Source organism: Stutzerimonas chloritidismutans (assembly GCF_020783375.1).
GTDB lineage: Bacteria > Pseudomonadota > Gammaproteobacteria > Pseudomonadales > Pseudomonadaceae > Stutzerimonas > Stutzerimonas kunmingensis.
In genome coordinates, this window is sequence record NZ_CP086067.1 from 2,487,361 (window position 1) to 2,513,195 (window position 25,835).

A 25,835-nucleotide genomic window follows, 5' to 3' on the forward strand; every position below is an offset into this window, starting at 1 on the left:
CGAAGGCCCCGGCTCGCATGCGCGCCGGGGCTTTTGCGCAGATGAAGATGCCCAGCCAACTCGCCATTTCCCTCGGCCAGCATTCGGACCGCGGGCGCAAACCGGCCAACCAGGACTTTCACGGCGCCTGCGTGCCCGCTGACGCCCAGCTCGCCAGCAAGGGCATCGCCATTGCGCTGGCCGATGGCATCAGCAGCAGCGAGGTCAGCCATGTCGCCAGCGAAACCGCGGTGGCGAGCTTTCTTTCCGACTATTTCTGCACCTCCGACGCCTGGTCGGTGAAGCAGTCGGCGCAGCGGGTGCTGGTGGCGATCAATTCCTGGCTGCATGCGCAGACCCGCCACAGCCCGCACCGCTATGACCGCGACCGAGGTTATGTCTGCACCTTCAGCGCGCTGGTGCTCAAGTCGGCCAGCGCGCACCTGTTCCACGTCGGCGATGCGCGCATCTATCGACTGCGCGACGGCGGCCTCGAACAACTGACCGAGGATCACCGCGTGCGCGTGTCCGCGGATACCAGCTACCTCGGCCGCGCGCTGGGCATCGACCGGCACCTGGAGATCGACTACCGCAGTCTGCCGCTGGCGGTCGGCGACCTGTTCCTGCTCGCCACCGATGGCGTCTACGAGCACATCGGCGCGCGGGAGGTGGCGCAGCTCGTTGCCGAACATGGCAACGAGCTCGACCTGGCGGCGCGACGGATCGTCGAGCGGGCATTGGCCAACGGTAGCGACGACAACCTCACCGTACAGCTGGTGCGCATCGACAGCCTGCCGGAGCACGCCGTCGGCGATGTGCAGCGACAGCTTGGTGAACTGGCGCTGCCGCCACTGCTGGAGCCGCGCATGCAGTTCGACGGCTATCGCATCGTCCGTGAGCTGCACGTCAGCAGCCGCAGCCATGTGCATCTGGCCGTCGACGAAGCCAGCGGCGCCACCGTGGTGTTGAAGACGCCCTCGATGGATCTGCGGGGCGACGCGGCCTATCTGGAGCGCTTCCTGCTGGAAGAGTGGATCGCCCGGCGCCTCGACAATCCCCACGTGGTCAAGGCCTGCCCGCCGCCGCGGCAGCGCCGCTACCTGTACACCGTGAGCGAGTTCATCGACGGCCAGACACTGGCGCAATGGATGCTTGACCATCCACAGCCGGACCTGGAAACCGTGCGAGGCATCGTCGAGCAGATAGCCCGCGGCCTGCGCGCCTTCCACCGCCTGGAGATGCTGCATCAGGACTTGCGCCCGCAGAACCTGATGATCGACGCCACCGGCACGCTGAAGATCATCGACTTCGGCTCGACCCGCGTCGCCGGGCTGGCAGAACGCAACGCACCGGGCACGCAGGACAACCTGCTCGGCACCGCCGCCTATACCGCGCCGGAATACTTCCTCGGCGAGGCCGGCACGCCGCGTTCGGATCAGTATTCGCTGGCGGTGATTGCCTATCAATTGCTCAGCGGTCGCTTGCCCTACGGCGCCGACGTCGCCAGGGCTCGCACCACTGCAGCGCAGAAACGCCTCTGCTATCAGCCGCTGCGCCATGCACAGCGCGATATCCCGGCATGGATCGACGAAGTGCTGGGCAAGGCGCTGCATCCCGATCCGTCCCGGCGCTATGCCGAGCTGTCGGAGTTCGTCTTCGAGCTGCGCCAGCCCAACCCGGCGTTTCTCAACCGCGCCCGCCCGCCGCTGCTGGAGCGCAACCCGCTGCTGTTCTGGAAAGGCCTGTCACTGCTGCTGGCGGTGACAGTCGTCGTGTTGCTGTTGCGCTGAGCCCTAGCCACGCCGTGCCAGGCGCTCGGTGGCGCCCTGGGCCTTGCGGGTGTACCAGAACACCCGGCTGACGCCGCGGGTGATTGCCACATAGCCCAGGCGCAAACTCTCATCGGCCATGGCCTGGTCATAGCTGTTGCGGAAAAAGCCCGAGTAGGTATACAGCGCATTGCGCAGCGGGTGCGGCTGCACCGGTGCGCAGTCGTCGACGATGATCGCCACCTCGGCCTGCAACCCCTTGGCACGGTGGATGGTGTAGGCCTTGACCGGCAGCTTGCGGTCCAGCTGCGCCTGAATGGTTCGCAGCGACGCATTGCGCCGGCTGAGCAACAGCACTGCGGTGCGTTCGCGGCTTTGCCGTTCGGCCGCATGGGCACATTGCGCGGTGATCGCCTCGATCAGCTTCGGCAGGCCCTTGTTCAGCTCGAAACCGGTGACCAGCTTTACCCCGTGGTCGCCGGGCTGCGTCGGTTTGCATGGCCGGCTGGTCTTGGCCTGCTTGAAGTGCACACCGGCCAGCACCGCCTCGCCATCGCGAATCACCGGTTCGATGGAGCGGTAGTTGGTTTCCAGCAGCAGCGTCTCGCTGCCCTTCGCGCCGCGCCGCGGAAAGTACTTGTCGAAGTCCATGAACAACTCCGGCGAACTGCCGCGCCAGCCGTAGATCGACTGCCAGTCGTCACCGATAGCCATCAGGCTCGGGCCGGCCTTCTGTCGCGCCAGCTGGCGATGCAGCGCTTGCAGCCATTGGACGATCTGCGGGGAAATGTCCTGAAATTCGTCGATCAGCAAATTTTCGAACGGCACGAGGCAGGCCTGCGGCATATCCGAGCCTGAGGCCAGGCGCTCGGTGAGCTGTTGAAAGGCCTCGTTGAAGGTCAGCAGCCCCTGCTCACGCAGCGCGGCCCTGAAGTAGCCATGGAAGCTCACCAGCGCTTCGACGAAATCCCGCTCGCGCGGCGCACACTGCAGCTTGCCTGGCTGCAGCTGATCAATGCGAATGCCGATGCTCTCGATAAAGCCTGCCTGGGCATAGAAGGCCTCGTACAGCGGCAGCGGCGTGAACTCGCCGGCCAGGGTGAAGGTATCGCCGGGCGCTTTCGGGGCAGCGCGCTTGCCCTGTTCGCTTTCGGTTGGCGGCGCAGGCAGGTCGAGCAGTCGATGCACCAACTCACGGAATGTCGCTTGTTCGGCGTAACACTGCTGATAGGCCTGCTTGAGCAGGCGAACTTGCGCCGGACGCAGGCGTGCGGTGGCTAGCGGGTTATCCGGTTCGTCCGCCGCGGCGGCCTTGTCGTCCAACTGCTCGAACCACAGCGGCCGGCTCAGCACTTCACGCGCCAGCTGCGCCATGGCCGAATGAAAGGTGCGTACGCACTGGCGCGCCTGCTGCGCATCGAACGGCACCTGCCAGAAGCCGAGCACGCGCAACAACTGTTCGCGCAGCTGCGCGCAAGAGGCGTTGGTGAACGAGATGACCGTCAAGCGTCCGGGCTCGACGCCCATGTGGCAGAGCATGAACACCACCCGCAGCAACAAGGTGGTGGATTTGCCGGAACCGGCGCCGGCGAAGATTCGCGTCACCGGGCTGCGACTGAGGATCATCGCCCATTGCTCTTCCGACGGTGCACTGATTATGCCGGCGGCCACCGCCTGCTCGACGCGTTCGCGCATGGCCTGGACCTGAGCGTCATCCACTTTCAGTTGTGCCGCGGCGTAGATCCCCTGCGCTGCCGTCCCGCGCGGCTTGGCGGCAGCACGCGCCGGCGCTTCCGGGGTGCTCTTCGGCTTGGCCTTGGCTGCAGGCTTGCCCTTGCGCTTGGCGGTCGCAGCCTTGTTCGCCTTGCCGGGCGCAGCGCCCCAGCGACGAAACAACAACTCGTCCTCTTCGCGCAGATGGGCCGAGGTACGTGGAAAACAGCGCTGCAGCACCCCGGCGACCAGGGCCCTGTAGCGCTTGACGGCAGAAAGCATCGGAAATCACCGTGGGCATTGCATATCGTTGATATGGTACGGGTTTTTCCCTGTACCCTGGCCGCTGCCAGGACGAACAGCAGCGAATGGAGGCATCAATCGCCTGCATCGCCGGCACGACTTCTTGGGCAATCGGCTGTCCGAGCTGAACCAGCTCTGATCTGGATAACCCTGCCCTGCCTTCACACCGGATACGGATCGCTACTGATGGACCCAGCAGCACACCCCGCGCCTGACGTCTCAAGCCATGTATTCCTCCCCGACGGCGGCGAACTCGGCGCACTGATTCGTCGCTTCGACTGGTCGCAAACGACGCTGGGGCCTCTGGCTGGCTGGCCGGCGAGCCTGAAGACCGTCACCGCCATGCTGCTGCTTTCGCCGACGCCCATCGTGCTGCTCTGGGGCGAGCGCGGCATCATGATCTACAACGACGCCTATTCCGTGTTCGCCGGTAGCCGACACCCGCAGTTGTTGGGCTCGGAAGTGCGCGAAGGCTGGCCGGAAGTCGCCGATTTCAACGACAACGTCATGAAGGTCGGCCTGGCAGGCGGCACGCTTTCGTACAAGGATCAGGAGCTGGTGCTGTACCGCAACGGCCGTCCTGAGCGTGCCTGGATGAATCTGGACTACTCGCCGGTATTCGACGATCAGGCGCAGCCGGCCGGTGTCATCGCGCTGGTCGTGGAAACCACCGAACGGGTACTGGCCGAACGAGAGCTGCAGGGCCAGCAGGCACGCCTGCAAGAGATGTTCGAACAGGCACCGGGGCTGATGGCGATGCTGCGCGGCCCCGAACACGTCTTCGAGATGGCCAACCCGGCCTATCTGCGGGTGGTGGGCGAACGCGACGTCATCGGCAAGCCGGTGCGCGAGGCGCTGCCCGAAGTCGAGCGGCAGGGCTTCATCGACATTCTCGACCGGGTCTATCGCAGCGGCACCGCCTTCGTCGGCTCCGGTATCCGCATCGGCCTGCAGCGTACCCAAGGCGAAGCAGAGGAAGAGCGCCTGCTGGATTTCGTCTTCCAGCCGGTGACCGACGCGAATGGCAATGTCAGCGGCATTTTCGTCGAAGGCAATGACGTCACCGAGCGCGCCGAGGCCGAACAGGCCCTGCGCGAGAACGAACAGCGCCTGCGCTTTCTCGATGCCCTGGCCAAGGAAACCGCCCGCAGCGTCGACGCCGACGCCATCCTGACCACCACTACACGCATGCTCGGCGAGCATCTGGGCCTGTCCAGCTGCGCCTACGCCGACATGGACCCGGACCAGGACGGCTTCACCATTCGCGGCGACTGGGCCGCGCCCGGCTGCACCAGCATCGTCGGACGTTACCGGCTGGAAGCCTTCGGCACACTGGCGGTGACGAAATTGCGTGGAGGTGAAGCCTTCATAGTCGACGATCACTGTGCGCAGCTGCCGCCGGCCGAAGCCGCCAGCTTCCAGCAACTCGACATCGCGGCGACCATCTGCCTGCCGCTGGTCAAGGAAGGCCGGTTGACCGCGCTGATGGCCATTCACGACCGCGTGCCCCGCGTATGGAGCGCCTGCGAGCTGGCCCTGCTCCGAGAAGTCACCGATCGCTCCTGGGCGCACATCGAGCGTGTGCGCTCCGCTGCGGCGGTCCGGCAGCGCGAGCAGTGCTTCCTGGAACAGCTCGAAGCCAAGGTCGCCGAGCGCACGGCGGCGCTGGCCCGCAGCGAGGCGAACATCCGTGCGGTGCTGGAAACCTCGCACCTGTACAAGGCGATGCTCGCACCGGACGGTTCGATTCTCTACGTCAACGCCACGGCATTGGCCGGCATCGACGCACGCTTCCATCAGTTGGCGGGCACGCCGTTCTGGGACTCGCCCTGGTTCAGTGCCACCCCCGGCATGCCGGAAGCGATGAAGGCGATGACCCTGCGCGTCGCGGCCGGCGCCACCGAGCACGGCACCATGACACTGAACATGCCGGGCGGCACGCGCACGTTCGACTTCTCCATGCGCCCGGTGCTGGGTGACGACGGTACTGTCGTCGCCCTGGTCCCCGAGGCCCTGGATATCAGCGAGCGCGTCGCCGCCGAGCAGACGCTGCAACAGCTGCACAAGATGGAAGCGCTGGGCAACCTCACTGGCGGCATCGCCCACGACTTCAACAATCTGCTCATGGCCGTGCTCGGCAGCCTGGAGCTGCTGCGCAGGCGCATGCCGGCCGATCCGGCCCTGCTGCGCCTGGTGGACAACGCCCGCGCTGGTGCCGAACGCGGCGCCTCGCTCACGGCACGCATGCTCTCGTTCGCGCGAAAGCAGGAACTGCACAAGACGCCGATCGATCTGCGCCAGTTGATCCAAGGCATGCAGGCACTTCTGCTCAGCTCGCTCGGCCCGACCATCCAGCTGGAGGTGGAGCTGCCGCAGCGACTGGCGCGGGTCAAGACCGATCCCAACCAGCTGGAAACCGCCCTGCTCAACCTCGCCGCCAACGCGCGCGACGCCATGGCCGGCGAGGGCCGCATTCTCATCGTCGCCGAACAGGTGACGCTGCCCGGCGAGCAGCACGGCCTGGCCGCCGGGCGCTACGTTCGCCTGAATGTCAGCGACAGCGGCACCGGCATGGACGAGACGACGCTCAAGCGCGCGGTCGAGCCGTTCTTCACCACCAAGGGCGTCGCCAAGGGCACCGGTCTCGGCCTGTCGATGGTGCATGGCCTGGCCGAGCAATCCGGCGGGCGGCTGGTGCTGCGCAGCAGCCCGGGCGCCGGCACCACCGCGCAAATCTGGCTGCCAGCACTTGAGGACGAACCAGCCGCGGAACCGACTCACGGCCCGTCACCGCATGACCTCCCGCGCAGAACCACGCGTCCGCTGTCCGTGCTGGCCGTGGATGATGACGAGCTGGTGCTGTTCGGCACCGCCGGCATGCTGGAAGCCGCCGGCCACCACGTCTTGACGGCGCGCTCCGCTGCGCAGGCGCTGGAGCTGCTGCAGGTGGCGCAGATCGACATGCTCGTCACCGACCACGCCATGCCGCTGATGAGCGGCGCGCAACTGGCTGCCGAGGTACGGGCAAGCCGGCCGGAGCTGCCGATCCTGCTGGTGTCCGGTTATGCCGAACTGCCATTGGCCACCCCGGCCCTGCCGCTGCAGCGACTGGCCAAGCCCTTCACCCAGGACCAGCTGCTAGATGCCGTCGAGCAGCTGCGCGCCGACGTCTGCTGAGCAACATCGGCGCAGCGGGGCCCATGACCGTGTGGGGCATCATTACTGGATGCCTGATTCGATGGCCGCGCACCTGGTAATACGACGAATAACCTGCGAGCCATTCTCGAAGGACCGTTAGTCGCCGATTTCTTAACTAATCGGTCAACTAGCCGATAGCGCACCGTCGCCATGCCCTCCGTTGGGCCGGCTGTCTCAAGGTTCAGGATCCATGCTCTCTTTGCATACCATCAAAGCTCGCTACACGGCCGCTTTCATCGGCTTCGTTCTCCTGGTCATGTTGCTCACGATGCTGGGGATCAAGCGCTTCGTAACCCCGCAGCTCATAGAGGCAGGCGAAACCATCGTCATGTCGCAGGTCACCGAGATTGGCGAGCACATCGCAATGGACCTGGCGCGAGTCGAAGCGCAAGCACGCAGCATCACCCAGACGGTGCCGATGCTTGACAGTGACGAGATCGACCGGGTCCTACCCGGTCTCGTCGACCAGTACGGTGACGTCAAGGTCTTCGGTGGCGGCATCTGGCCGCTCCCCGACGTCCGTACGCCAGGCCGCGCCAAGCACAGCACGTTTTATCACCGGGACGCATCCGGCAAACTGATCGTCAATACCCACTGGAATTCGGCCGAATCGCGTAACTATTTCGAGGAGCCTTGGCACCGAGGCGGCATGCAGGCACCGCGCGGCAAATGTGTGTGGGCAGCGGCCTACAAGGATGACGCCAGTGCTGAGCCGCGTACCAATTGCGCGATGACTATCTATAAGGACGGCTCTCCCTGGGGCGTGTCGACGATCGACCTGACCCTCGGTTTCTTCAACCGCCTGGTTGCCGAAAAGCAGGACGAGATCGAAGGCGAGGTCATGATCGTCGAGGCCGACGGCAAGATCCTCAGCAACCAGCCGCAACTTGGCTCGGACATGGTGCTGCGCAACGTTTCCGAAATGTCAGTACAGTCGCCCTTCATCGCGACCGTACAGAAGGCGCTCGCCAGCACGTCGCAAGCGTTGCGACGGGAGGTATTCACGAGCAAGACCGGCGAAGAGTTCAGCTTCTTCATGACGCCTGTCGAAGGTACCCCCTGGTTCCTCGCCGCCGCCCTGCCGACCGCCAAGCTTGAGGCACGAAGCGATGCGATGCTCAGGACGCTTGCATCCCTGCAGATCCCGATGGTGCTCATCCTGCTCGCGCTCATGCTTGTCGCGATCAATCAGCTGATGAAACGACTTGCCGTTCTGAAGACAAACATCGATTCCCTATCCGCAGGCGACGCAGACCTGACCAGGCGTATCGCTATCAAGGGCGAGGACGAAGTCGATCAGGTCGGACGCTCAGTCAATGGATTCATCGGCTACCTGCAGAAGATGATGATCGACGTAAGTGACGCCACGACCCAGATCCAGTCGGAGATCGCACAGCTCAAGCAGCTGTCCCGTACCACCAATGACGCGCTGGCCCGGCACGCCTCGGAAACCGACCAGGCCGTTACCGCGATCAACGAAATGAGCTCAACTGCCGAATCGGTTGCGCACAGTGCCAGCGATACGGCGACGTTCACCCAGACGGCCAACCACAATGCGGTCTCCTCCCGCCTAGTCGTCGAGGATGCCTCGAGCAGCGTGCGCTCGCTGGTCAGCGAAGTGGAAAGCGCGACGGCGAAAGTCCAGGCGATGCAGGCCGATGCCCAGCGCATCAACGATGTACTGGGCGTCATTGGTGACATCGCCGGGCAGACCAACCTGCTTGCGCTGAATGCGGCCATCGAGGCGGCCCGAGCCGGCGAACAGGGCCGTGGCTTCGCGGTCGTCGCTGACGAGGTCCGCGCACTTGCCGCACGGACGCAGCAGAGCACCTCCGAAATCAATGAAACCTTGCAACGCCTGAAGGATGCGGTCGGCTCTGCCGTTCAGGCCATGGAACAAACCAAGGCCAGCTGCCAGGCGACAGCCGACAAAACGGCTCAGGTCACCGTTGGACTTGATGAAATGACCAACTCGGTCGTTCACATCAATGATCTCAGCACCCAGATCGCCACCGCAGCGGAAGAACAGAGCGCCGTAGCCGAGGAGATCAACCGGAACATGGTCGCCGTGCGGCATGTGGTTGACGAGCTGGTCGAAAGCGGCGCGAGCGTCGATAGGAGTACCGAATCGCTCCTGGACACGAATGGACGCCTCACGGCCGTCGTAAGCCGATTCAAGGTCCGCTGATACAACCTGGATGAGAGAGGCGCTTAGTGGGCCTCTTTCCGCCCATTACAACAGCGCCATCTGCGAGAGCAGTCGGCCGGCGGCTCTCGCATCGTCGCCAAGCGTGTACTCGACGATTTCCGCATCAACATCGTGCAGGGACGAAATTTGAGGGTCGCCAAAAGCGGCGTCCAGTTTGTGCGATGTTCAATGCCGAACGGTCGAATCGATTTTATGCGAGATGTTGCGAGCATTTCTGCAGTTACGCCAGGTGGTCACCGTAGAGGTTCGACAATTGATCGCAGAGCAAGTCGTTTTATTGATTGCCACTGGTTTCGGGCTGGGATCATTGCCCTGGATGCCCGGTACCTTCGGATCACTGCTGGGGATACCACTGGCGTGGTGGCTCTGGGGGCAGCCGCTGACAAGGCAACTGCTGGTCATCACCGCACTGCTGGCGGTTGGCGTTCCGTTGTGTCACTGGGCCTCGCACTGGCTTGGAGGCGGCGATGCCGCGCAGATCGTTGCCGACGAGTACTTCGCTTTTCCACTGGTTTTTTTGGGAGTGGCCACAACCCATCGATGGTGGCTACTAGGTGCCGGATTCGCACTGTATAGACTTTTCGATATCACCAAGCCGCCGCCCATAGGATTCGTCGAAACGATTGGTGGAGGCTTGGGTATCGCATTGGATGACGTGCTGGCCGCGCTGTTAGCTTGGCTCGCACTGCGTGGGGCCCGAGCGCTTTGGTTGCGCGTGTAGCGCCGGTCGATCACCACGAGGCGGCGCAGCTAAGGCCCGCCAGGCAGTACGACCTGGCAGGAGCTCGGCGCAGCAGAAACGATGATGCGCCGGAAGCGCCAACGGTAGCTACCGCCCGTTGTGCCTGCCCTGATTCAGGATGCGGGGCGCCGCCTAGCCTGGCACCTACTCGTGGGAACGATCGTCAGCTGCCGATCACGCCGCCGTCGTCCTTGGTGATCAGCACCGTGGACGAGCGCGGGCGTGACTGGCCGTCGCTGGCCGGGAAGCTCAGCCCCGGGTGCTGCACGTTGATCCACATGGCACGGTAGTCCGGGCTCCAGGTGATTCCGGTGATCTCGCAGCCCCGTGGCCCGACCAGGAAACGCCGCACCTCGCGCGTTTTCGGATCGGCGCAGAGCAGCTGATTGGTGCCCATGGCCTGCATCACCGATTCGTCATCGTCGAAATCGGTTTCTATCCACAAGCGCCCGTCACGATCGAAGGCCAGCCCGTCCGGCGAGGAAAAGCAGTCGCCGTCGATGGTGCCGATCAGGTTGGCGGCAACCGGCTGGCCCTGGGCATCGCGCGAGCCGCGACGTTCGCCGGCGAGCAGGAAGACTTCCCACAGGAAACGGGTCGCCGTCGGGTCGCCGCCCTCCTCCTGCCAGCGCAGGATCTGCCCGTGCAGGTTGTTCGGTCGCGGATTGGCCTTGTCCAGCGGCTGCTTGGTGCCGCGCGCGTCATTGTTGGTCAGGGTGACGTAAACCTCGCGGGTATCGGGATGCACTGCGACCCACTCCGGCCGGTCCATCGGCGTCGCGCCGGCGCGGTCGGCGGCGGCGCGGGCGTTGAGCAGCACCTCGGCCTGGCTGGAGAAGCAGTTTTCCGCGGTCAGGCCATGCTCGCCGTGCACCAGCGCCAGCCACTGGCCACTGCCGTCGGCATCGAAACGCGCGACATACAAGGTGCCCTCATCCAGCAAGCGGCGATTGGCCGCGTCCGCACCGGGCACGAAACGGCCGCTGGGAACGAACTTGTAGACGTACTCGCCCTTGGTGTCGTCGCCCGAGTAGAACGCCATGCGCCCGTCCTCGCCCAGCGACAGCACCGAGCACTCGCGGCAGTAGCGGCCGAAGGCGGTGCGCTTGACCGGCGCGCTCTGCGGGTCGAACGGATCGACCTCCACCACCCAGCCGAACCGGTGCGGCTCGTTGACGAAGCCGCCATGGGGTTGGCCTGCCTGCGGCGTGGCATCGAAACGCGGATCGACCGTGCCCCAGCCGTAGAGCTTGCTCATGCCGCTGCCGGCGATGCCGTAGCGGTTGTGCGAGACGCGCGCGGCAAGATCGTCGGCGTCGTGGTTGACGAAGTAGTTGTGCCAGTTCTCCTCGCAGACCAGATAGGTGCCCCAGGGCGTGAAGCCGCTGGAGCAGTTGTTCAGCGTGCCGAGCACCGTGTTTCCTTCCGGGTCGTCCATGGTCTGCATCGCTGCATGGCCGGCCAGCGGCCCGGCAATGGCCATCGGCGTCATGCCGGAAATGCGGCGGTTGTAGGGTGAATCCATCACCCGCTGCCATTCGCCCTGCGCATCCTTGCGCACCTCGATGACACTCAGGCCATGGGCCGCCTGCTCCTTGCGCACCTGTTCCAGTGGGCGCCGGCCATCGACCACGGCGATGCCTTCTGGATGCAGCGTCGGGTTGACGTACTCGTGGTTGATGGCCAGCAGGCCGCGGCTGTCGGGCGCGTCGGGGAACGGGAAGAAATGCATGCCGTCGTGGTTGTCGCCGGCCTGCCTGAGCTGGGCTTGCCAATCGTCGCTGGCATCCGGCTGCCACTCGGGGGCGTCGGCATGCACCGGATCGCCCCAGGAGAAGAACACCCGGGCGCTGTAGCCCGGCGCCACCTCGACACGGTCGAAATGCGGATCGAGCTGGGTCGGGATACCTTCGAAGCCGAGCAGCGAATCGCCCCGGGTCGCGGCTCGCGCGCCGGCCATCCCGCCGCCGAGAAAGGCGATGCCGGCCAGGCCGAGCCCACCCTTGAGCAGCCCGCGCCGGCGGTGATCGATCGCCTGCTGCAGCGGCACGTTGCCGCTCGGATTGACCGGTTGGTCGTCATGAGCGCCCACGCTCGCGTGAAAATCGGTGAAATCCTGTTTCATCGAAAACGGTTCCTGAGTCGTAACGGCATCATTCGATGCGGTAATGGAAGGTGTTCTTTACGTCGGGCACGGCAACCGCGCGGCCTTCAACGATGCGCGGCTGGTAGCGAAAGCTCTTGGCGGCGGTGAGTGATGGGCGGATGAACAGCGGATGGCAGTCGCCGACCACTTCGGGCGAGCGCACGCGACCCTGCACATCGACCGTGTAGCTGACCGTGCAGGAACCCTGAAGCCCGGAGTCCAGCGCCCGTTGCGGGTAGACCGGCGGCTTTTTGGCAATCGGCAGGTACTGCCGGCTGGCCGCTTCGGCCGCAGCAGCCTGTCGTGCGCGCTCAGCCGCTTCCGCGCGCGCCGTTGCCTCGGCTGCGCGCGCCGCCTGCAACCGTGCCTCTTCCTGAGCCATCCGTTCCCGCTCCTGTGCCTGTTCCTGGCGGCGTTGCTCGTCGCGCTGACGCTGCTGCTCGCGCTGGCGTTCCAACTGCTCGCGCTGCTGCTTCAGCTGCTCGGCCTTGCGCTCCTCTTCGGCGCGCTTGAAGGCCAGCTCGGCCTGCTCGAGTCGCTGCTGCTGGGCGTGGGTATCGACCTGTGGCTCGCGCGGCGGCGGTTCGACCGCGGGCTCGACGGGCGGTTCGACCGGCACTGCGCTCTCGGTTGGCGCCGGCGGCGGCAAGCTGATCAACTGGGTCTGCATCACCTGGGTGGCGACCGGCATTTCCAGCGCTGGCGACCAGCTGCAGAGCAACAGCGCGAACAGTCCGGCGTGCATCCCGAGGGTCAGCAATGCAGCCCCGGCCGGACCGATCCACTGTCGCGGGACAACTTCGCTGCCATGCGCGACGGGCGTGCTGAAGGTCATCATCACGGCTGCCCGACTCCGGCCGGCGCCTCGGTGATCAGCCCCAGGTTGACCACCCCGCCGCGCTGCAGCTCGGCGATACCGGCGACCACGCGACCGTAGCCCGCCGCCTCGTCGGCACGGACATAGACCTGGGTGTCGCCGCGCTCGGCGATGATCGCGCCGACCTTGGCCTGCAGCTCGGCAAGGTCGACGGCGCTGTCGGTCTGGTTGTCGATGTCCAGCTCGCTGCCCAGGTTCCAGTAGAAGCCGCCATCGGCCTTTACCGAGAGCGTGAGGATCTGCCGCTCGTTCTCCACCGGCAGCGCTTCGGCTGCGACCTTGGGCAGCTCGATCTTGACGCCCTGCACCAGCATCGGCGCGGTGACCATGAAGATCACCAGCAGCACCAGCATCACGTCGATGTAGGGCACCACGTTCATTTCCGCCTTGGGCCCGTGTTTGTGCTGTGGTTTGACCAGCATGAAGGCGTCCTCCTCAGGCGGCTGCGGCAACGTTGGGTGAAGCGGCGTGCAGGCGCCGATGCAGGCGCGCCTGTAGCTCGTTGCCGAAGGCGTAGTAACGACCGACCAGCGTCTGCCCACGGGCAGCGAAGCGGTTGTAGGCCATCACCGCGGGAATCGCCGCGAACAGGCCGATGGCCGTCGCGATCAGCGCTTCGGCGATGCCCGGTGCGACGGTCGAGAGCGTCGCCTGCTGCACCTGCGACAGGCCGAGGAAGGAGTTCATGATTCCCCACACGGTACCGAACAGGCCGATATAGGGGCTCACCGAACCCACGGTCGCGAGAAACTGCAGGCCCTTTTCCAGACGCTCCTCCTGCTCGGCGACGGCCACGTAGAGGCTGCGCTCGACACCCTGCGCCACCACATCCGGCGCGATCCCCGGCTGGCGTTGCAGCTGGGCGAACTCGCCGTAACCGGCGAGGAAGATGCGCTGCAGCGCGGCCTCGTCCGGCAACGGCTGCGCCTGGCCTTCGCGATAGAGCTGGGCAAGATCGCCGCCCTGCCGGAAGCGCTGCAGAAAGCCGCGCTGCAGGCGTTCGGCGCTGCGCAACGCCACGCTGCGACGGATGATCAGGTACCAGCTCGAAACCGAGGCCAGGACCAGAATCATCATCACCGCCTGGACCACCAGGCTGGCTTCGCTGACCAGGCCCCAGATGGACATGTGCTCGAGAGTCGTTTGCATGAATCGTTTCCTCCTGCCCCGACTGGGGCAGCTGCTATTGGATTGCGGGTCGGTTAGCGGGCGATGACGTCAATCCAGCCCCAGCGCATCGGCGATCGCCGACCAGGGCAGGTACTTGTAGTTCTGCGTCCCCTCGGGCATCCGCTTGCGGCCGTCCTGCACCACCAGCATTCCGCGGTTCCAGATGCCGCCGAGGTTGGCCGAGGTGACTTCCAGCCCATCGGTCTCGGACGCTCCGTCGATGCCGCGCTCGGCGTTCAGGCCGATGCGGAAGGCGCCGCGCACGGCGTAGGGAGCCTGGGCATCGAGCACCACGTAGCTGTCGTTGCCCTGACTGGAAATCACCAGGTAGTCGCCGCGCTCGCCGTGGTAGATAGCCAGACCTTCGATGTCGTCGTAGACCGGCCCGCCGACACCGATGATCTGCTCCGGCACCGCCGGCACATCGGCGCGGGCATCGACCACCCACACCGCGACGTCTTCCTCGCCGACGAACAGCCGCTCGCTGCGGTCGTCGGCCACGCAGCCCTCGGGCTGACTGTCCAGCTTGAAGCGCCGCACCAGCTCGCCACGCGGCTGGCCGGAGCTGCCATCGAGGCGGTACTGCAGGAAGGTGCCGTCCTTGTCGTTGGCGATGGCGTAGGTAGTGCCCTGGCGATCCTGGAACATGCACAGGCCATAGATTTCGCTCAGCGGCGTGGCGACCTCGCCGACATCGCGGAGCACCCCGCTCGCCCGGTCGATGGCGAACAGGTGCAGGCTGTTGTGATCGCGATTGCTGGCCACGGCCAGGTCCACGCGCTTGCTGCCAAGGCGGAAGCCGCTGCGCACATCGACGTTGTTCAGCCGGCCGGCGCGCAGGTCCTGCACCTGACGGCCGTCCAGGTCGTACACCACCAGGCCGCCCTTCTTGTCGGTGCCGAGCACGCGGCTCTGTGCCGGATCGCGCGGATGGACCCAGATCGCCGGATCATCGGCGGCATCACCCAGGCTCGGCACCGGGCCTGTCTCAACTGCGGCCGGCAGGCTGACGATCGGCTCGGCTTGCGACAGCGCGGTCGGTTGCCAGTCCAGACGGGCCGACTGCAGGCCGCGTTCATCCGCCAGCAGCAGCTCGACGCCCTCGGCACTGCGGCGCGCGCTGATGCGTTCCGGTTCGTCGAAACCGTCCAGTGCGATGACCTCATCGGCTTGCCAGCCGGCTTCGTTCTGCCGGTACAGATGCAGCACCGAGGCTTCGGGATCGAGCGCCAGCAGTCCGCCCGGCACCAAGGTCATGCCCGCTGCGGCATGGGCCAGGCTGCCGAACGGCTGGCGCAGATCGACCGGCTCACGCTGCAACGGCGCCTCGGCGTCGGCCGGGTAACGCCAAAAGCCGACGGACTCCTCGTTGACATAGAGCTGCCCACTGGCATCGTCCGTCTGGCAGAAGGCGCTCTGCGGCGGCAGGCTGAGCCCGCGCACCCGCCGCGCCTCACCGAGCAGGCGGCCCTGACTGCCGACCAGCCATTGCTCGCCGACGCCCTCCTCACCGAGCAGAAACACGAAGTCGTTGTGCGCGCTGTCGCGGTACAGGCAAAGCCCCTCGATGGCGAATGCTGTGCGCGGCAGGTACAGCGGCTGGCTCCAGGCACGCGCGGCATTCAGGCCGATCAGCATCGCCTGCTGGCGCTTGCGCTCGACCGTGGCGAGCAGCAGGCCCTGGCGGTCGACGCGATGGTCCAGTCCTTCGAAGCGCCCGGCGTGGCGCGCCAGGCTGTTACCGGCGGCATCCAGCAGCTGCAGGCCCTGGTCATCGACCTGCACACGGTCGGCGCCGGTCCAGGGGGTGTCGCCGTTTAGCAGCTGGGCGTACTCGAGGCCGACCAGCAGCGGTTCGCTGATGTTCAGCTGGGCCGACTTCGCCGGTGTATCTGGTTGCGTGGACTGGCAGGCCGCCAATGCGATGCACAGGCCGAGCAGCATGGTTTTGGGTAATGCGTTCATGGTGTATCCATTCAGGCTGCCGCCTGCCGGCGCCCGACCGAAAAGGGGAACGGCGGGCACCGGAGCGGCATGGGGTCAGAAGTGGGTGAGGGTCAGGCCGAGCTTGTAGGTCGGGCCGTACTCTTCGTACTGGGCGTTGTAGGCGCGGCGGCCGCTGTAGACGTAGTAGGACTCGTCCGTCAGGTTCAGCGCCTCGAAGGTCAGCTGCAGGCTCGGCGTGATGAAGTAGCCCGCCTTGAAATCGACGAACAGCTGATCGTCGACGTACAGGTCGTGCGCCTCGTCGTCGATGCCAGCCACCTCGTAGAGGTAGTCCGACTTGTAGTTCGCAGCCAGGCGCAGGTTGAGCCGGTCGTTTTCCCAGCCGAGCATCAGGTTGCCGACCGTGTCGGAGTGATTCGGCAGGTCGATGCTGCGCTGCATGCCCTGCCCTTCGATGTCCGCGTCGGACTGGCTGAAGGTGGCGTTGGCGCCCAGCAACAGACCGTTCCACGGCGCCGGCAGCCAGTCGAGCTTCTGCGAGTAGGCCAGCTCCAGGCCGTAGAGCTTCGCGCTGCTGCCGTTCTGGAAACTGAGCGCTTCGTCGAACGCGGCCCACTGGCCGGTGCCGGCCAGATCGGTGTTGTAGATGAAGTTATCGATGTCCTTGTAGAACAGGTACGCCGACACCACGCCGGCGCGGCCCATGTAGTGCTCGATGCCAAGGTCGTAGTTGATCGATTCCAGCGGCTTGAGATCGGGGTTGCCGAACTCGGCGTCGTTGCCGTCGATGACGAAACCGGGCGCCAGCTGGCCGAAGGTCGGGCGCACAACGCTGTTGGTCCAGGCGGCACGGATCATGGTGTCGTCGGTCAGTTGGTAGCGCAGGTGCAGCCCCGGCAGCCAGTGGTCATAACGACTGCTGCTGGAGATCGACTCAAACTGGTCATCGCGCAGGCCGGTGCCCTTGGCGCGAAAGCGCGTGCCCTCGTAGCGCAGGCCGGCGATGACGCGCCAGCGGTCGATATCCACGGTGTTCATCAGGTAGGCGGCGTTGATGTCCTCGTGCATGTCGAAGTCATTGATGCGCGACTCCTCCTCGTCGTAGAACTCGCTGGCATCCAGACCGCCAATCGCGCCCTCGATGGCCGAGGCACTGATGCCCGGGCCGAAGCGGCCGAGCGCATAGTCGACGTTGCCGCCCTGAAAGTCGGCCAGAGTCAGGTCGTCGAAATCGTCGTATTTCCAGACCTCGTTATCGTTGTCCTTGTGCCGGCGGCTGAGCTTGCCGCCGAACTTGGCCTGCGCGGCGTAACCCTGGATGTCGTACTCGCGCGCCAGGTCCAGGCGGATGTTCTTCTCGCGGTCGCGGGTGTCGCTTTTCTCCCACTCCACTTCATCCAGCTCGAAGGACGCCGGGTCGTAGAAGGACGAATCGATCGTCAGGCGCGGCTTGCGGCTGCTGGAAAAGCCGGCATCGGCGAAATCGCCCTCGAAAGTCGCGCTGGCGATACCGCCCGGATTGCGCTCGCGCGACTGGCTGTAACCGGCCTGCCCGCTCAGGGTCCACAGGCCCATCATGCGTTCACCGCCGAACACGTAGGACTGCACGGTCTGGGTGTCCTCGCGGGACTTCAGCTCGCGCCAGCCCTCGGCGTCACCGGTCTCGCCCGGCAGCTGCGAATCCTCGAAGGCGACACCGGCGGCGTTACGCGTTTCGGTGTCCTTGAAGCGGCTGTACAGCGTGCGCAGGTAGTAGCTGCTGACATCGTCCGGCCTGTAGTCGAAGTTCAGCCCGAAGCCGGTGCGCTCTCGGGTGATCTCGTAGTCGCGCTGCTCGAGTTCCTCCAGCCGCGCGCCGTCGTCGGCGAAGTCCCACTTGCCGCCGGTCTCGACGTTGTCCGAGCCGAAGTCGCGCTCCTGCCAGCTGACGGCTGCGGCGACGCCGAAATTGTCGACGCCATCGCCCAGGCTGAAGCGGTCGCTGATGGCGCCGGAGAATTTCTGGCTGGTCTTGTCGACGTTGTCGTCATGGCTGCCCTCGCCGCTGAGGCTGTAGAACAGCCCGTCATGGTCGAAGGCCGACAGGCTCTGTACCTCGATGGTGCCGCCCAGGGAATTGGCATCCATGTCCGGCGTCAGCGTCTTGACCACCGACAGCGACTGCACCAGCTCCGATGGCAGCACGTCGAGCGCCACGGCACGGCGATCGCTCTCCGGCGATGGGACCAGGGTGCCGTTGATGGTGACGCTGTTCAGATCCGGCGCGATGCCGCGCACGCTGACGAAGCGCCCTTCGCCCTGGTCGCGCTCGACCGAGATGCCCGGAATGCGCTGCAGCGCCTCGGCGGCGTTGTCGTCCGGCAGCTGGCCGATGCCGTCTGCATGCACCACGCTCTTCACGCTGTCGGAATTGCGCTGGTCCTTCAGTGCCTCGTCGATGCTGACCGCTTGGCCAATGACTTCGACGTGCTCCATGACAAGCGGCTCCTCGGCCCAGGCCGAACCGGCGCTGACGGCCAGGGCCAGCAGGCTGATGCGGAATCCTGCATGGCGGATGCCGCTGCGGTATGTGCTCATGAACAATCCCCCGAACGGTGTTTACCGGGTCCATCCCGGAACTGCAGCGGACGGTAGGTGGGGGATATGGCGGTTCTGTGACAGGAGGTTCGGGGAGGGCTTGGAACAGGGGGTTTTCGGGGATTTTGCGAGCGGGATTGAGCTGATATGACCTGTTTTCAGGGCGGACTGCGCGCCAGAGCCGTTTTTCGAAGGGGTCGAAGTTTCTGTTTCGCCCTGCTGGGCGAGTCACTTTTTCCAGACGCGCCTGCCCGGCCGGGGAAAAATAGCCAAAAACGCTTCGCCCCTGCATCCGAACTGGGCGTCCCCGGTTCGCTGCGCTCGACTTTCCTCACTCCCTCGCCGCTCCGGGAGCCGGCGTAAAGGGCCATCCATGGCCCTTTACGGAGGGGACGCCTAGTTCTCTCGCGGCATCCATGCCGCTCGCTCCCCTACGCAACGATTCCATTCGGCCTCCTGAAAGGGGCATTCGGTATTACCTGGTGATCTGTGCAAGTACATGCAGAGCTACCCCCCTTTATGTGGACAGGTCGTAGAAATGCTTCGCGTACGTAATGCAGAGCGCCAAAGCACGGCTCCTATGCTGAAACGCAGAAACCTTGAGTGATCCTCTAACCCGCGGAAGCCTAGGGCTGCTTATCGTTCTGCTTGCACTGCCTCCCAGGCGACTCCCAATCGCCCCTTCAGGAGGGTGAACGGAGCCGTCGTGTAGAGGGGCGAGCGGCATGGATGCCGCGAGAGCCGTAAAGGGCCATGGATGGCCCTTGTACGGCGACCCTCGGAACGGCGGCGTAGAGAACGAACCCCGGCGCAGCCGGGGCCGGATGCAGGGGCAAGCGTTTTTGCCTACTTTTTCCGCGACTGGAAAAAGTAGGTCGCCCAGCAGGGCGAAACCCAGCTATCAAGCAACTCCCTAATTCGTCTGACACCCCAAAAGATTAAAAACCCCCTGAGCCAATTCAACCCCCACCCCATTCATCCAACCGTCACATCCATCTGTTTCCGTGCCATCACGCACTGGCGCGATCCCTCGCCACGGAGACCCGATGAAATCCCTCCTCAAACTCCACACCCTCACCCTCCTCGGCCTCGCCCTGGCCGCCAACGTCGGTCTGCAGCTGCTCCTCGCCGTCGGCCAGCTCAAATCCTGGGGCGAGATCGACTGGATGGACGTGGTCGGTGAAGGCGGTTGCGCCGCCCTCGCCCTCGCCTGGCTGATCATGCTGCTGCACAGCCGCCCGGCAGGCCGGGTGACGCGGTTGCTGGCGCTGGGGCTGGCCTGCATCTGCTTTTCCTGGTGGATGGACCTGCTCGACGAATTCATCCAGATCCCCGCCAACATCGCCTGGGACAATTGGCTGGAAACGGCACCCATGCCGGTCGGCCTGATCCTGCTGACCTTCGGCATCTACCACCTGAACCAGGAACAGCGCGCCATCAACGCGCAGATGCACAAGCGCGAACGGCTCTTCCGCGAGCATCGCCTGTTCGACAACCTGACCCCGCTCGGCACCGCCGAGTACCTGCGTCGGCAACTGGACTCGGCCCTGCGCCAGGCCGCCGACGAGCAAAGGCCGCTGTCGCTTCTGGCGGTGGATCTCGACGAATTCAGTCGGGTCAACCAGCGCTACGGCCAGGAAGAAGGCGACCTCGTGTTGCAGGCCGTGGCGCAGTTGCTGGTGCTCAACCTGCGCCATCAGGACCTGCTCTGCCGCCTGGCCGGGGATCGCTTCGTCGTGCTGCTGCCCGATACCGCCGAACAACAGGCGCGGCAGCTCGCCGAGGAGTTGCAGACCGCCGTCGCCAGCCTCGCGCACAAGACCCGCCAGCACGGCGAGCGCCTGCATCTGCGCGCCAGCACCGCAGTGGTGATGGCCTTCGACGACGATGCCGAGCAGTTGCTCAAACGCCTCAACCTCGGTTTGGCCAAGGCCAAGCAGTCCCTGCCACGCTGCGCCTGAGGCGACCATGGAAAGCCCGTTACGCTGGTACGAATGGGACACCCGCTTCATCGCCGCCCACCACCAGCCGGCGGTGTTGCTCGACCTGGCGCTCTCGCGCGGTATCGACAGCCATGCGCTGCTGCGCGGCAGCGGGCTGTTCTACGAGGACGTCGCCAGCGGCCGTGCCCGCGTCAGCCCGGAGCAGCTGCTGACGCTCATCGGCAATACCGAACGCTTGTTGGGTGCTGCGGACAGCAGCTTTCTGTTCGGCCAGCGCTTGCTGCCCGGCCACTACGGCGATGCCAGCCTTGCCTTGGCCAACGCCGGCAACCTCGAGCAGGCGCTGGAGCGGCTTAGCCAGTTCCGCGCCCTGCTCTGCCCGCTGCTGGCGCCAAGGCTGCTGCTGGACGAGCAGCAGCTGCACATCTATTGGCTGGACAACGGCAGCGCCGGCCGCCACCAACGGTTTCTCATCGAAGCGCACCTGACCGCCATCGTCGCGCTGTGCAAGCGCGGCAGCGGCCTGCGCCTGCCGTGGCGCTTCCAGTTCGCCTACCCGCAGCCGCGCCATGTCGAGCAGTACTGGGTGCACCTGGGTGACGCGCTGCAGTTCGACCGCCACCTGACCCTGCTCAGCCTGCCTCGCGAGTACCTGCATCAGCCCTGGCCGGATGCTTCGGCCACGGTAGGCCAGGTCGCGCAGCAGGCCAGCCAGCAGCAGATCGATGCGCTGGAAGGCCCCTGTGCGTTTCTCGATGCGTTCTACCAATACCTGCATGACAACATCCGCGAGCCACTGAACCTGGAGCGCGTCGCGCTGGCGTTCGCCATGAGTCCGGCGACGCTCAAGCGCAAGCTGGCCAAGCACGGCACGCACTTCCAGGAACAGCTCGATCTGGTGCGCACGCACGTTGCGCTCTACCTCTATCAGGCCCGCGGCCTAGGCAACGAGGCCGTGGCGCGGCACCTCGGCTTCAACGACACCACCAACTTCCGTCGCGCCTTCAAGCGCTGGACCGGGGTGGTGCCCAGCGGGCTGCAGCCGCTGTTCGACGCCCCCTGACGGCATGCTAAGGTGCCGTCCGCATTACCTTCGAGGCGAGCGGGCATGGATATCAAGCAGCTGAAGTTTCTCGTGGCGCTGGATGAAACGCGTCATTTCGGTCAGGCCGCGGCGCGCTGCCATGTCACCCAGCCGACGCTGTCGATGCGCCTGCGCGGCCTGGAAGACGAACTCGGCCTGCAACTGGTGACCCGCAGCCAGCGCTTCGAAGGCTTCACCCCCGAAGGCGAACGCATCCTGGCCTGGGCGCGCAGCCTGCTCGCCGCACAGGACGGCCTGCTGGCCGAAGCCGCCTCCTGCCGTGGCCAGCTGGTCGGCACCTTGCGCCTGGGCGTGGTGCCGCTGGCCGGTTTCGACCCGATGCAATTGGTGCAGGCCTTCGGCGAGCGCCACCCGAACCTGCGCTTCGAGTTGTTCGCGTTGAGCAGCGATCAGATTCTCGAACGGCTCAATCGCAATCTGCTGGACCTCGGCCTGTCCTACCTGGAGCGGCTGGATGACGCGCACTTCACCAGCCTGCCGCTCGGCGAAACCCGCATGGGGCTGTTGCATGACGAGCGCCATTTTCGCTTCGACGCGCCATCGCTGCGCTGGGAAGCCCTCGCCGATCTTCCGCTAGGTCTTTTGACCGGCGGTATGCACTTTCGCCAGTCCATCGACCATGCGCTGCGTAGCCGTGGCCTGAGCCTGGCACCGCGGCTGCAGACCGATGCCGTGCACCATCTGCTGCAGGCCGTAGGGGCCGGACTGTGTTGCGCAATCATGCCGCTGGATAGCGGCCTCGAAGCACTGGATAGCCGGCTGACCCTGACGCCCATCGACAATGCCAGTACCCTCGCGCCGCTGGGGCTGATCCTGCGTCGCGGCTCACCGCGATCCGCGCTAGGCGAGGCTTGCTTCAACGAGGCACGCGAGCTGTTACAGCGGCAAAGACCTGCCATCCCCTGACGGGCGATCGATACGCTCGATCACCCTATCGAACATAGCGATTGGACGATCCCTCCCTGCGCTCCTAGGCTCCCTGCGTCGACCTGTCGCAGGCCATCGCCATGCAATACGCCACCCTCAACGCCCCAAGCGCCAGTGCTCCGGATCTCGGCGCAGCGCCCTTGGCTGACGAATGTGCCCTGGCCATCAGCTACAACGGCCTCAATCAGGCCGTGATGATGGTTACACCGCTGGATCTGGAAGACTTCGTTATCGGCTTCAGCCTGAGCAGCGGCTTGATCGAGCGCATCGATGATCTACGCGACCTGCGCTTGCGAGGCGATGGCAGCGCGCAGCATGCCGAAGTGCAGGTGAGCCCGCGGGCGTTCTGGCACATCAAGCAGCAACGACGGCAGTTGGCCGGCCACAGCGGTTGTGGCCTGTGCGGTGTGCAGGCGCTGGAGCAGGCATTGCCACAGCTCGCACCACTTTCGCCAATCGATCTGCCGCCCGAAGGACATTTCCACGAACTGCGCCAGCGCATCGCCAACGCCCAGCTGCTGGCCCGCGACAGCGGCGCACTGCACGCGGCGCTGTATGTCGACGGCAACGGAGAGATCGCCCTGTGCCGCGAGGACATCGGCCGGCACAACGCCCTGGACAAGCTGATCGGTGCGCTGACGCTGCAGCGCCGTACCCCGAGCGAAGGCTTCGTCGTGGTCACCAGCCGCTGCAGCCTGGAGCTGATCCACAAGGCCGTGCGCGCCGGCATCGGCACGCTGGTCAGTCTGTCCGCGCCGACCCACCTGACCGTCGAGTGGGCGCGTCGGCATCACCTCAACCTCATTCACCTGCCCCACCACAGCGCGCCACGGGTCTACAGCCCGGCACCTGCGCTGCCCGAACAGAACGGATGTCACCCATGAGCCGCACGTCCCGCTTCCATCCCGCCACCCGTTTCCAGCCCTACGCCGGTCCGGCAGGCGGCTGGGGCGCGCTGCGCAGCGTGGCCAGCGCCTGGCTCGGCAGCGGCAACGCGCTGAAGAACATCCGCGCGATGCTGCGCACCAACCAGAACGGCGGCTTCGACTGCCCCGGCTGCGCCTGGGGTGATTCGCCGGAGGCCGGTGCGGTGAAGTTCTGCGAAAACGGCGCCAAGGCAGTGAACTGGGAAGCGACCCGGCGCCGCGTGGACGCCGCGTTCTTCGCCCGCCACAGCGTCAGCCAGTTACGCGAGCAGAGCGATTACTGGCTCGAATACCAGGGCCGCCTGAGCGAACCGGTCCGTTACGACGTCGCCAGCGACCGCTACCTGCCGATCAGCTGGGACGATGCCTTTGCGCTGATCGCCCATCACCTGAACGGCCTGGACAGCCCGCACCAGGCAGCCTTCTACACGTCCGGCCGGGCCAGCAACGAAGCGGCCTATCTCTACCAGCTGTTCGGTCGCAGCTTCGGCACCAACAATTTTCCCGACTGCTCGAACATGTGCCACGAGGCCAGTGGCGTCGCCCTGACCGAATCCATCGGCGTCGGCAAGGGCACGGTGACGCTGGAGGATTTCGATCACGCCGATGCGATCTTCGTCCTCGGCCAGAACCCCGGCACCAACCATCCGCGCATGCTCGAACCATTGCGTCAGGCTGTGGAGCGCGGCGCTCAGGTGGTCTGCTTCAATCCATTGCGCGAGCGCGGGCTGGAGCGCTTCCAGCACCCGCAGAAGCCCATCGAGATGCTCGCCAATCAGGACGCGCCAACTCACAGTGCCTACTTGCGGCCCAATCTCGGTGGCGATCTCGCGGTGCTGCGCGGTATCGCCAAGTACCTGCTGCAATGGGAGCAGGAAGCCCAGTCCAGCGGCGCACCGGCAGTGTTCGATCACGCGTTTCTGGCTGAGCACAGCCACGGGCTGGAGGCCTACCTGGCCGAGGTCGAAGCCACGCCCTGGGCGCTGATTGAGCAGCAGTCGGGGCTCGACCGCGAAACCATTTGCCACGCCGCCATGATCTACCGCAACGCGGAAAGGGCCATCGTCTGCTGGGCGATGGGCATCACCCAGCACCGTCACTCGGTGGCGACCATCCAGGAAATCGCCAACCTGCTGCTGTTGCGCGGCAACCTCGGCAAGCCCGGCGCTGGCGCCTGCCCGGTGCGCGGCCACAGCAACGTGCAGGGCGACCGCACCATGGGCATCAACGAGCGGCCGCCGCTTGCGCTGCTCGATGCACTGCAGCGCCAGTTCGACCTGCCAATGCCGCGCCAGCCCGGCTACAACACCGTGGAATGCATCCAGGCCATGCTCGCCGGGCAGGTCAAGGTGTTCATCGGTCTGGGCGGCAACTTCGCCCAGGCCACGCCGGACACCCCGCGCACGCAGCAGGCGCTGCGCAACTGCGCGCTGACCGTACAGATCAGCACCAAGCTCAACCGCAGCCACCTGACCATGGGCCGCGACGCGCTGATCCTGCCGTGCCTCGGCCGCACCGACATCGACCGCCAGGCCTGCGGCCCGCAGGCGGTCACCGTGGAAGACTCGTTCAGCATGATCCACGCCTCGCGCGGCCAGCTCGAGCCTGCGTCTGCCGAGATGCGCTCGGAGCCGGCCATCGTCGCCGGCATCGCCGCCGCCACGCTGGGCAAGCGCCCGGTGGACTGGCTCTGGCTGGTGGAGGACTACGGCCGTATCCGCGAGCTGATCGCGGCGACCATTCCCGGCTTCGCCGGCTTCGACCACCGCCTGCATCGCGCTGGCGGCTTCTACCTGGGCAATGCCGCTGCCCGGCGCGAATGGAACACCGCCAGCGGTCGCGCCGAGTTCAAGGCGCACCCGTTGCCGGCCGATCTGCTACCCGAGCAGGCCCGCCACGGCGGCGTGGAGGCCGACCTGATCCTGCAGACGCTGCGCTCCCACGATCAGTACAACACCACGCTCTATGGTCTGGATGATCGCTATCGTGGGGTGAAAGGCATGCGCGATGTGGTGTTCGTCAATCCCGCCGACATCCAACGGCTGGGCCTGGAAGCCGGCCAGCAAGTCGATCTGATTTCGCTGTGGGATGACGGTATCGAGCGCCGCGTGCGCGGTTTCACCCTGCTCGCCTACGACACCCCGCTCGGCCAGGCCGCCGCCTATTACCCGGAAACCAACCCGCTGGTGCCGCTGGAAAGCTTTGGCGAGCGCAGCCACACGCCGACGTCGAAATTCATCGCGATTCGCGTGCTGCCCAACACGCAGAAGACCGAGCAGCCGCTGATCGCCAGCGGCCAATGAC

Annotated in this window: 16 protein-coding genes; 9 read left to right on the top strand and 7 right to left on the bottom strand. The window is 65.6% G+C overall.

Features of this window, described 5'->3' with window-relative positions:
* The first annotated feature begins 47 nt into the window (after positions 1-47).
* The gene (locus tag LLJ08_RS11510) at positions 48-1,769 is read left to right on the top strand and encodes a bifunctional protein-serine/threonine kinase/phosphatase (RefSeq protein WP_221103811.1); all 1,722 of its coding nucleotides are present in this window, start codon (positions 48-50) and stop codon (positions 1,767-1,769) included.
* A 3-nt stretch (positions 1,770-1,772) separates the two neighbouring features.
* On the opposite strand, the gene LLJ08_RS11515 is transcribed toward LLJ08_RS11510, so the two are convergent.
* Positions 1,773-3,743: a DEAD/DEAH box helicase gene (locus tag LLJ08_RS11515; protein ID WP_228207064.1), complete on the bottom strand. Its 1,971-nt coding sequence runs from the start codon at positions 3,741-3,743 to the stop codon at positions 1,773-1,775.
* Between the two features lie 207 nt (positions 3,744-3,950).
* Between LLJ08_RS11515 and LLJ08_RS11520 the strand changes: the two genes are divergently transcribed.
* The 3 genes from LLJ08_RS11520 (at position 3,951) to LLJ08_RS11530 (ending at position 9,892) form a co-directional block, all read left to right on the top strand.
* Complete coding sequence (locus LLJ08_RS11520) at positions 3,951-6,941, top strand: PAS domain-containing protein (protein WP_228207065.1); 2,991 nt, start codon at positions 3,951-3,953, stop codon at positions 6,939-6,941.
* Positions 6,942-7,152: 211 nt separating this feature from the next.
* Positions 7,153-9,150 (top strand): methyl-accepting chemotaxis protein, encoded by a 1,998-nt coding sequence (locus tag LLJ08_RS11525; RefSeq protein ID WP_228207066.1) that lies wholly within the window; start codon positions 7,153-7,155, stop codon positions 9,148-9,150.
* Between the two features lie 220 nt (positions 9,151-9,370).
* A complete protein-coding gene (locus tag LLJ08_RS11530; protein ID WP_228207067.1) occupies positions 9,371-9,892 on the top strand; it encodes a phosphatidylglycerophosphatase A family protein in 522 nt (173 codons plus the stop codon).
* A gap of 184 nt (positions 9,893-10,076) precedes the next feature.
* Here LLJ08_RS11530 and LLJ08_RS11535 read toward each other — a convergent pair whose 3' ends face one another.
* The 6 genes from LLJ08_RS11535 to LLJ08_RS11560 form a co-directional block, all read right to left on the bottom strand.
* Positions 10,077-12,038, bottom strand: a complete 1,962-nt coding sequence (locus tag LLJ08_RS11535) for a PhoX family protein (protein WP_228207068.1) — start codon at positions 12,036-12,038, stop codon at positions 10,077-10,079.
* A 28-nt stretch (positions 12,039-12,066) separates the two neighbouring features.
* Positions 12,067-12,897: an energy transducer TonB gene (locus LLJ08_RS11540; RefSeq protein WP_228208932.1), complete on the bottom strand. Its 831-nt coding sequence runs from the start codon at positions 12,895-12,897 to the stop codon at positions 12,067-12,069.
* The gene (gene tolR / locus LLJ08_RS11545; RefSeq protein WP_044314329.1) at positions 12,897-13,358 is read right to left on the bottom strand and encodes a protein TolR; all 462 of its coding nucleotides are present in this window, start codon (positions 13,356-13,358) and stop codon (positions 12,897-12,899) included. The genes LLJ08_RS11540 and tolR overlap by 1 nt, the downstream gene beginning before the upstream one ends.
* Before the next feature lie 13 nt (positions 13,359-13,371).
* Positions 13,372-14,085 (bottom strand): protein TolQ, encoded by a 714-nt coding sequence (gene tolQ, locus LLJ08_RS11550; RefSeq protein WP_228207069.1) that lies wholly within the window; start codon positions 14,083-14,085, stop codon positions 13,372-13,374.
* A 69-nt stretch (positions 14,086-14,154) separates the two neighbouring features.
* On the bottom strand, positions 14,155-16,071 hold the full coding sequence (locus tag LLJ08_RS11555) for a phytase (RefSeq protein WP_046619475.1): 1,917 nt from the start codon (positions 16,069-16,071) through the stop codon (positions 14,155-14,157).
* 75 nt (positions 16,072-16,146) lie between these two features.
* Positions 16,147-18,630, bottom strand: coding sequence for a TonB-dependent receptor (locus LLJ08_RS11560; protein WP_228207070.1), 2,484 nt, complete (start codon positions 18,628-18,630; stop codon positions 16,147-16,149).
* Between the two features lie 1,046 nt (positions 18,631-19,676).
* Here LLJ08_RS11560 and LLJ08_RS11565 point away from each other — a divergent pair.
* The 5 genes from LLJ08_RS11565 to LLJ08_RS11585 all read left to right on the top strand — a co-directional run bounded on the left by LLJ08_RS11565 (position 19,677) and on the right by LLJ08_RS11585 (position 25,834).
* Positions 19,677-20,591: a GGDEF domain-containing protein gene (locus LLJ08_RS11565; protein WP_041014041.1), complete on the top strand. Its 915-nt coding sequence runs from the start codon at positions 19,677-19,679 to the stop codon at positions 20,589-20,591.
* A gap of 7 nt (positions 20,592-20,598) precedes the next feature.
* On the top strand, positions 20,599-21,636 hold the full coding sequence (locus tag LLJ08_RS11570) for an AraC family transcriptional regulator (RefSeq protein WP_228207071.1): 1,038 nt from the start codon (positions 20,599-20,601) through the stop codon (positions 21,634-21,636).
* Between the two features lie 45 nt (positions 21,637-21,681).
* Positions 21,682-22,584 (top strand): LysR family transcriptional regulator, encoded by a 903-nt coding sequence (locus LLJ08_RS11575; RefSeq protein ID WP_228207072.1) that lies wholly within the window; start codon positions 21,682-21,684, stop codon positions 22,582-22,584.
* 101 nt (positions 22,585-22,685) lie between these two features.
* The gene (gene fdhD, locus LLJ08_RS11580; RefSeq protein ID WP_228207073.1) at positions 22,686-23,489 is read left to right on the top strand and encodes a formate dehydrogenase accessory sulfurtransferase FdhD; all 804 of its coding nucleotides are present in this window, start codon (positions 22,686-22,688) and stop codon (positions 23,487-23,489) included.
* Entirely contained in the window at positions 23,486-25,834 is a 2,349-nt protein-coding gene (locus LLJ08_RS11585; protein WP_228207074.1) for an FdhF/YdeP family oxidoreductase, read from the top strand. Before fdhD ends, LLJ08_RS11585 begins: the two co-directional genes overlap by 4 nt.
* Position 25,835 lies beyond the last annotated feature (1 nt).

What these genes read in the sequence shown, in the direction of transcription:
- tolR (WP_044314329.1), bottom strand. Translation starts at nt 13,358, where the DNA reads ATGCTGGTCAAACCACAGCACAAACACGGGCCCAAGGCGGAAATGAAC.
- LLJ08_RS11520 (WP_228207065.1), top strand. Translation starts at nt 3,951, where the DNA reads ATGGACCCAGCAGCACACCCCGCGCCTGACGTCTCAAGCCATGTATTC.
- LLJ08_RS11560 (WP_228207070.1), bottom strand. Translation starts at nt 18,630, where the DNA reads ATGAGCACATACCGCAGCGGCATCCGCCATGCAGGATTCCGCATCAGC.
- LLJ08_RS11565 (WP_041014041.1), top strand. Translation starts at nt 19,677, where the DNA reads ATGAAATCCCTCCTCAAACTCCACACCCTCACCCTCCTCGGCCTCGCC.
- LLJ08_RS11555 (WP_046619475.1), bottom strand. Translation starts at nt 16,071, where the DNA reads ATGAACGCATTACCCAAAACCATGCTGCTCGGCCTGTGCATCGCATTG.
- LLJ08_RS11525 (WP_228207066.1), top strand. Translation starts at nt 7,153, where the DNA reads ATGCTCTCTTTGCATACCATCAAAGCTCGCTACACGGCCGCTTTCATC.
- LLJ08_RS11515 (WP_228207064.1), bottom strand. Translation starts at nt 3,743, where the DNA reads ATGCTTTCTGCCGTCAAGCGCTACAGGGCCCTGGTCGCCGGGGTGCTG.
- LLJ08_RS11540 (WP_228208932.1), bottom strand. Translation starts at nt 12,897, where the DNA reads ATGATGACCTTCAGCACGCCCGTCGCGCATGGCAGCGAAGTTGTCCCG.
- LLJ08_RS11570 (WP_228207071.1), top strand. Translation starts at nt 20,599, where the DNA reads ATGGAAAGCCCGTTACGCTGGTACGAATGGGACACCCGCTTCATCGCC.
- tolQ (WP_228207069.1), bottom strand. Translation starts at nt 14,085, where the DNA reads ATGCAAACGACTCTCGAGCACATGTCCATCTGGGGCCTGGTCAGCGAA.
- fdhD (WP_228207073.1), top strand. Translation starts at nt 22,686, where the DNA reads ATGCAATACGCCACCCTCAACGCCCCAAGCGCCAGTGCTCCGGATCTC.
- LLJ08_RS11510 (WP_221103811.1), top strand. Translation starts at nt 48, where the DNA reads ATGCCCAGCCAACTCGCCATTTCCCTCGGCCAGCATTCGGACCGCGGG.
- LLJ08_RS11575 (WP_228207072.1), top strand. Translation starts at nt 21,682, where the DNA reads ATGGATATCAAGCAGCTGAAGTTTCTCGTGGCGCTGGATGAAACGCGT.
- LLJ08_RS11535 (WP_228207068.1), bottom strand. Translation starts at nt 12,038, where the DNA reads ATGAAACAGGATTTCACCGATTTTCACGCGAGCGTGGGCGCTCATGAC.
- LLJ08_RS11585 (WP_228207074.1), top strand. Translation starts at nt 23,486, where the DNA reads ATGAGCCGCACGTCCCGCTTCCATCCCGCCACCCGTTTCCAGCCCTAC.
- LLJ08_RS11530 (WP_228207067.1), top strand. Translation starts at nt 9,371, where the DNA reads ATGTTGCGAGCATTTCTGCAGTTACGCCAGGTGGTCACCGTAGAGGTT.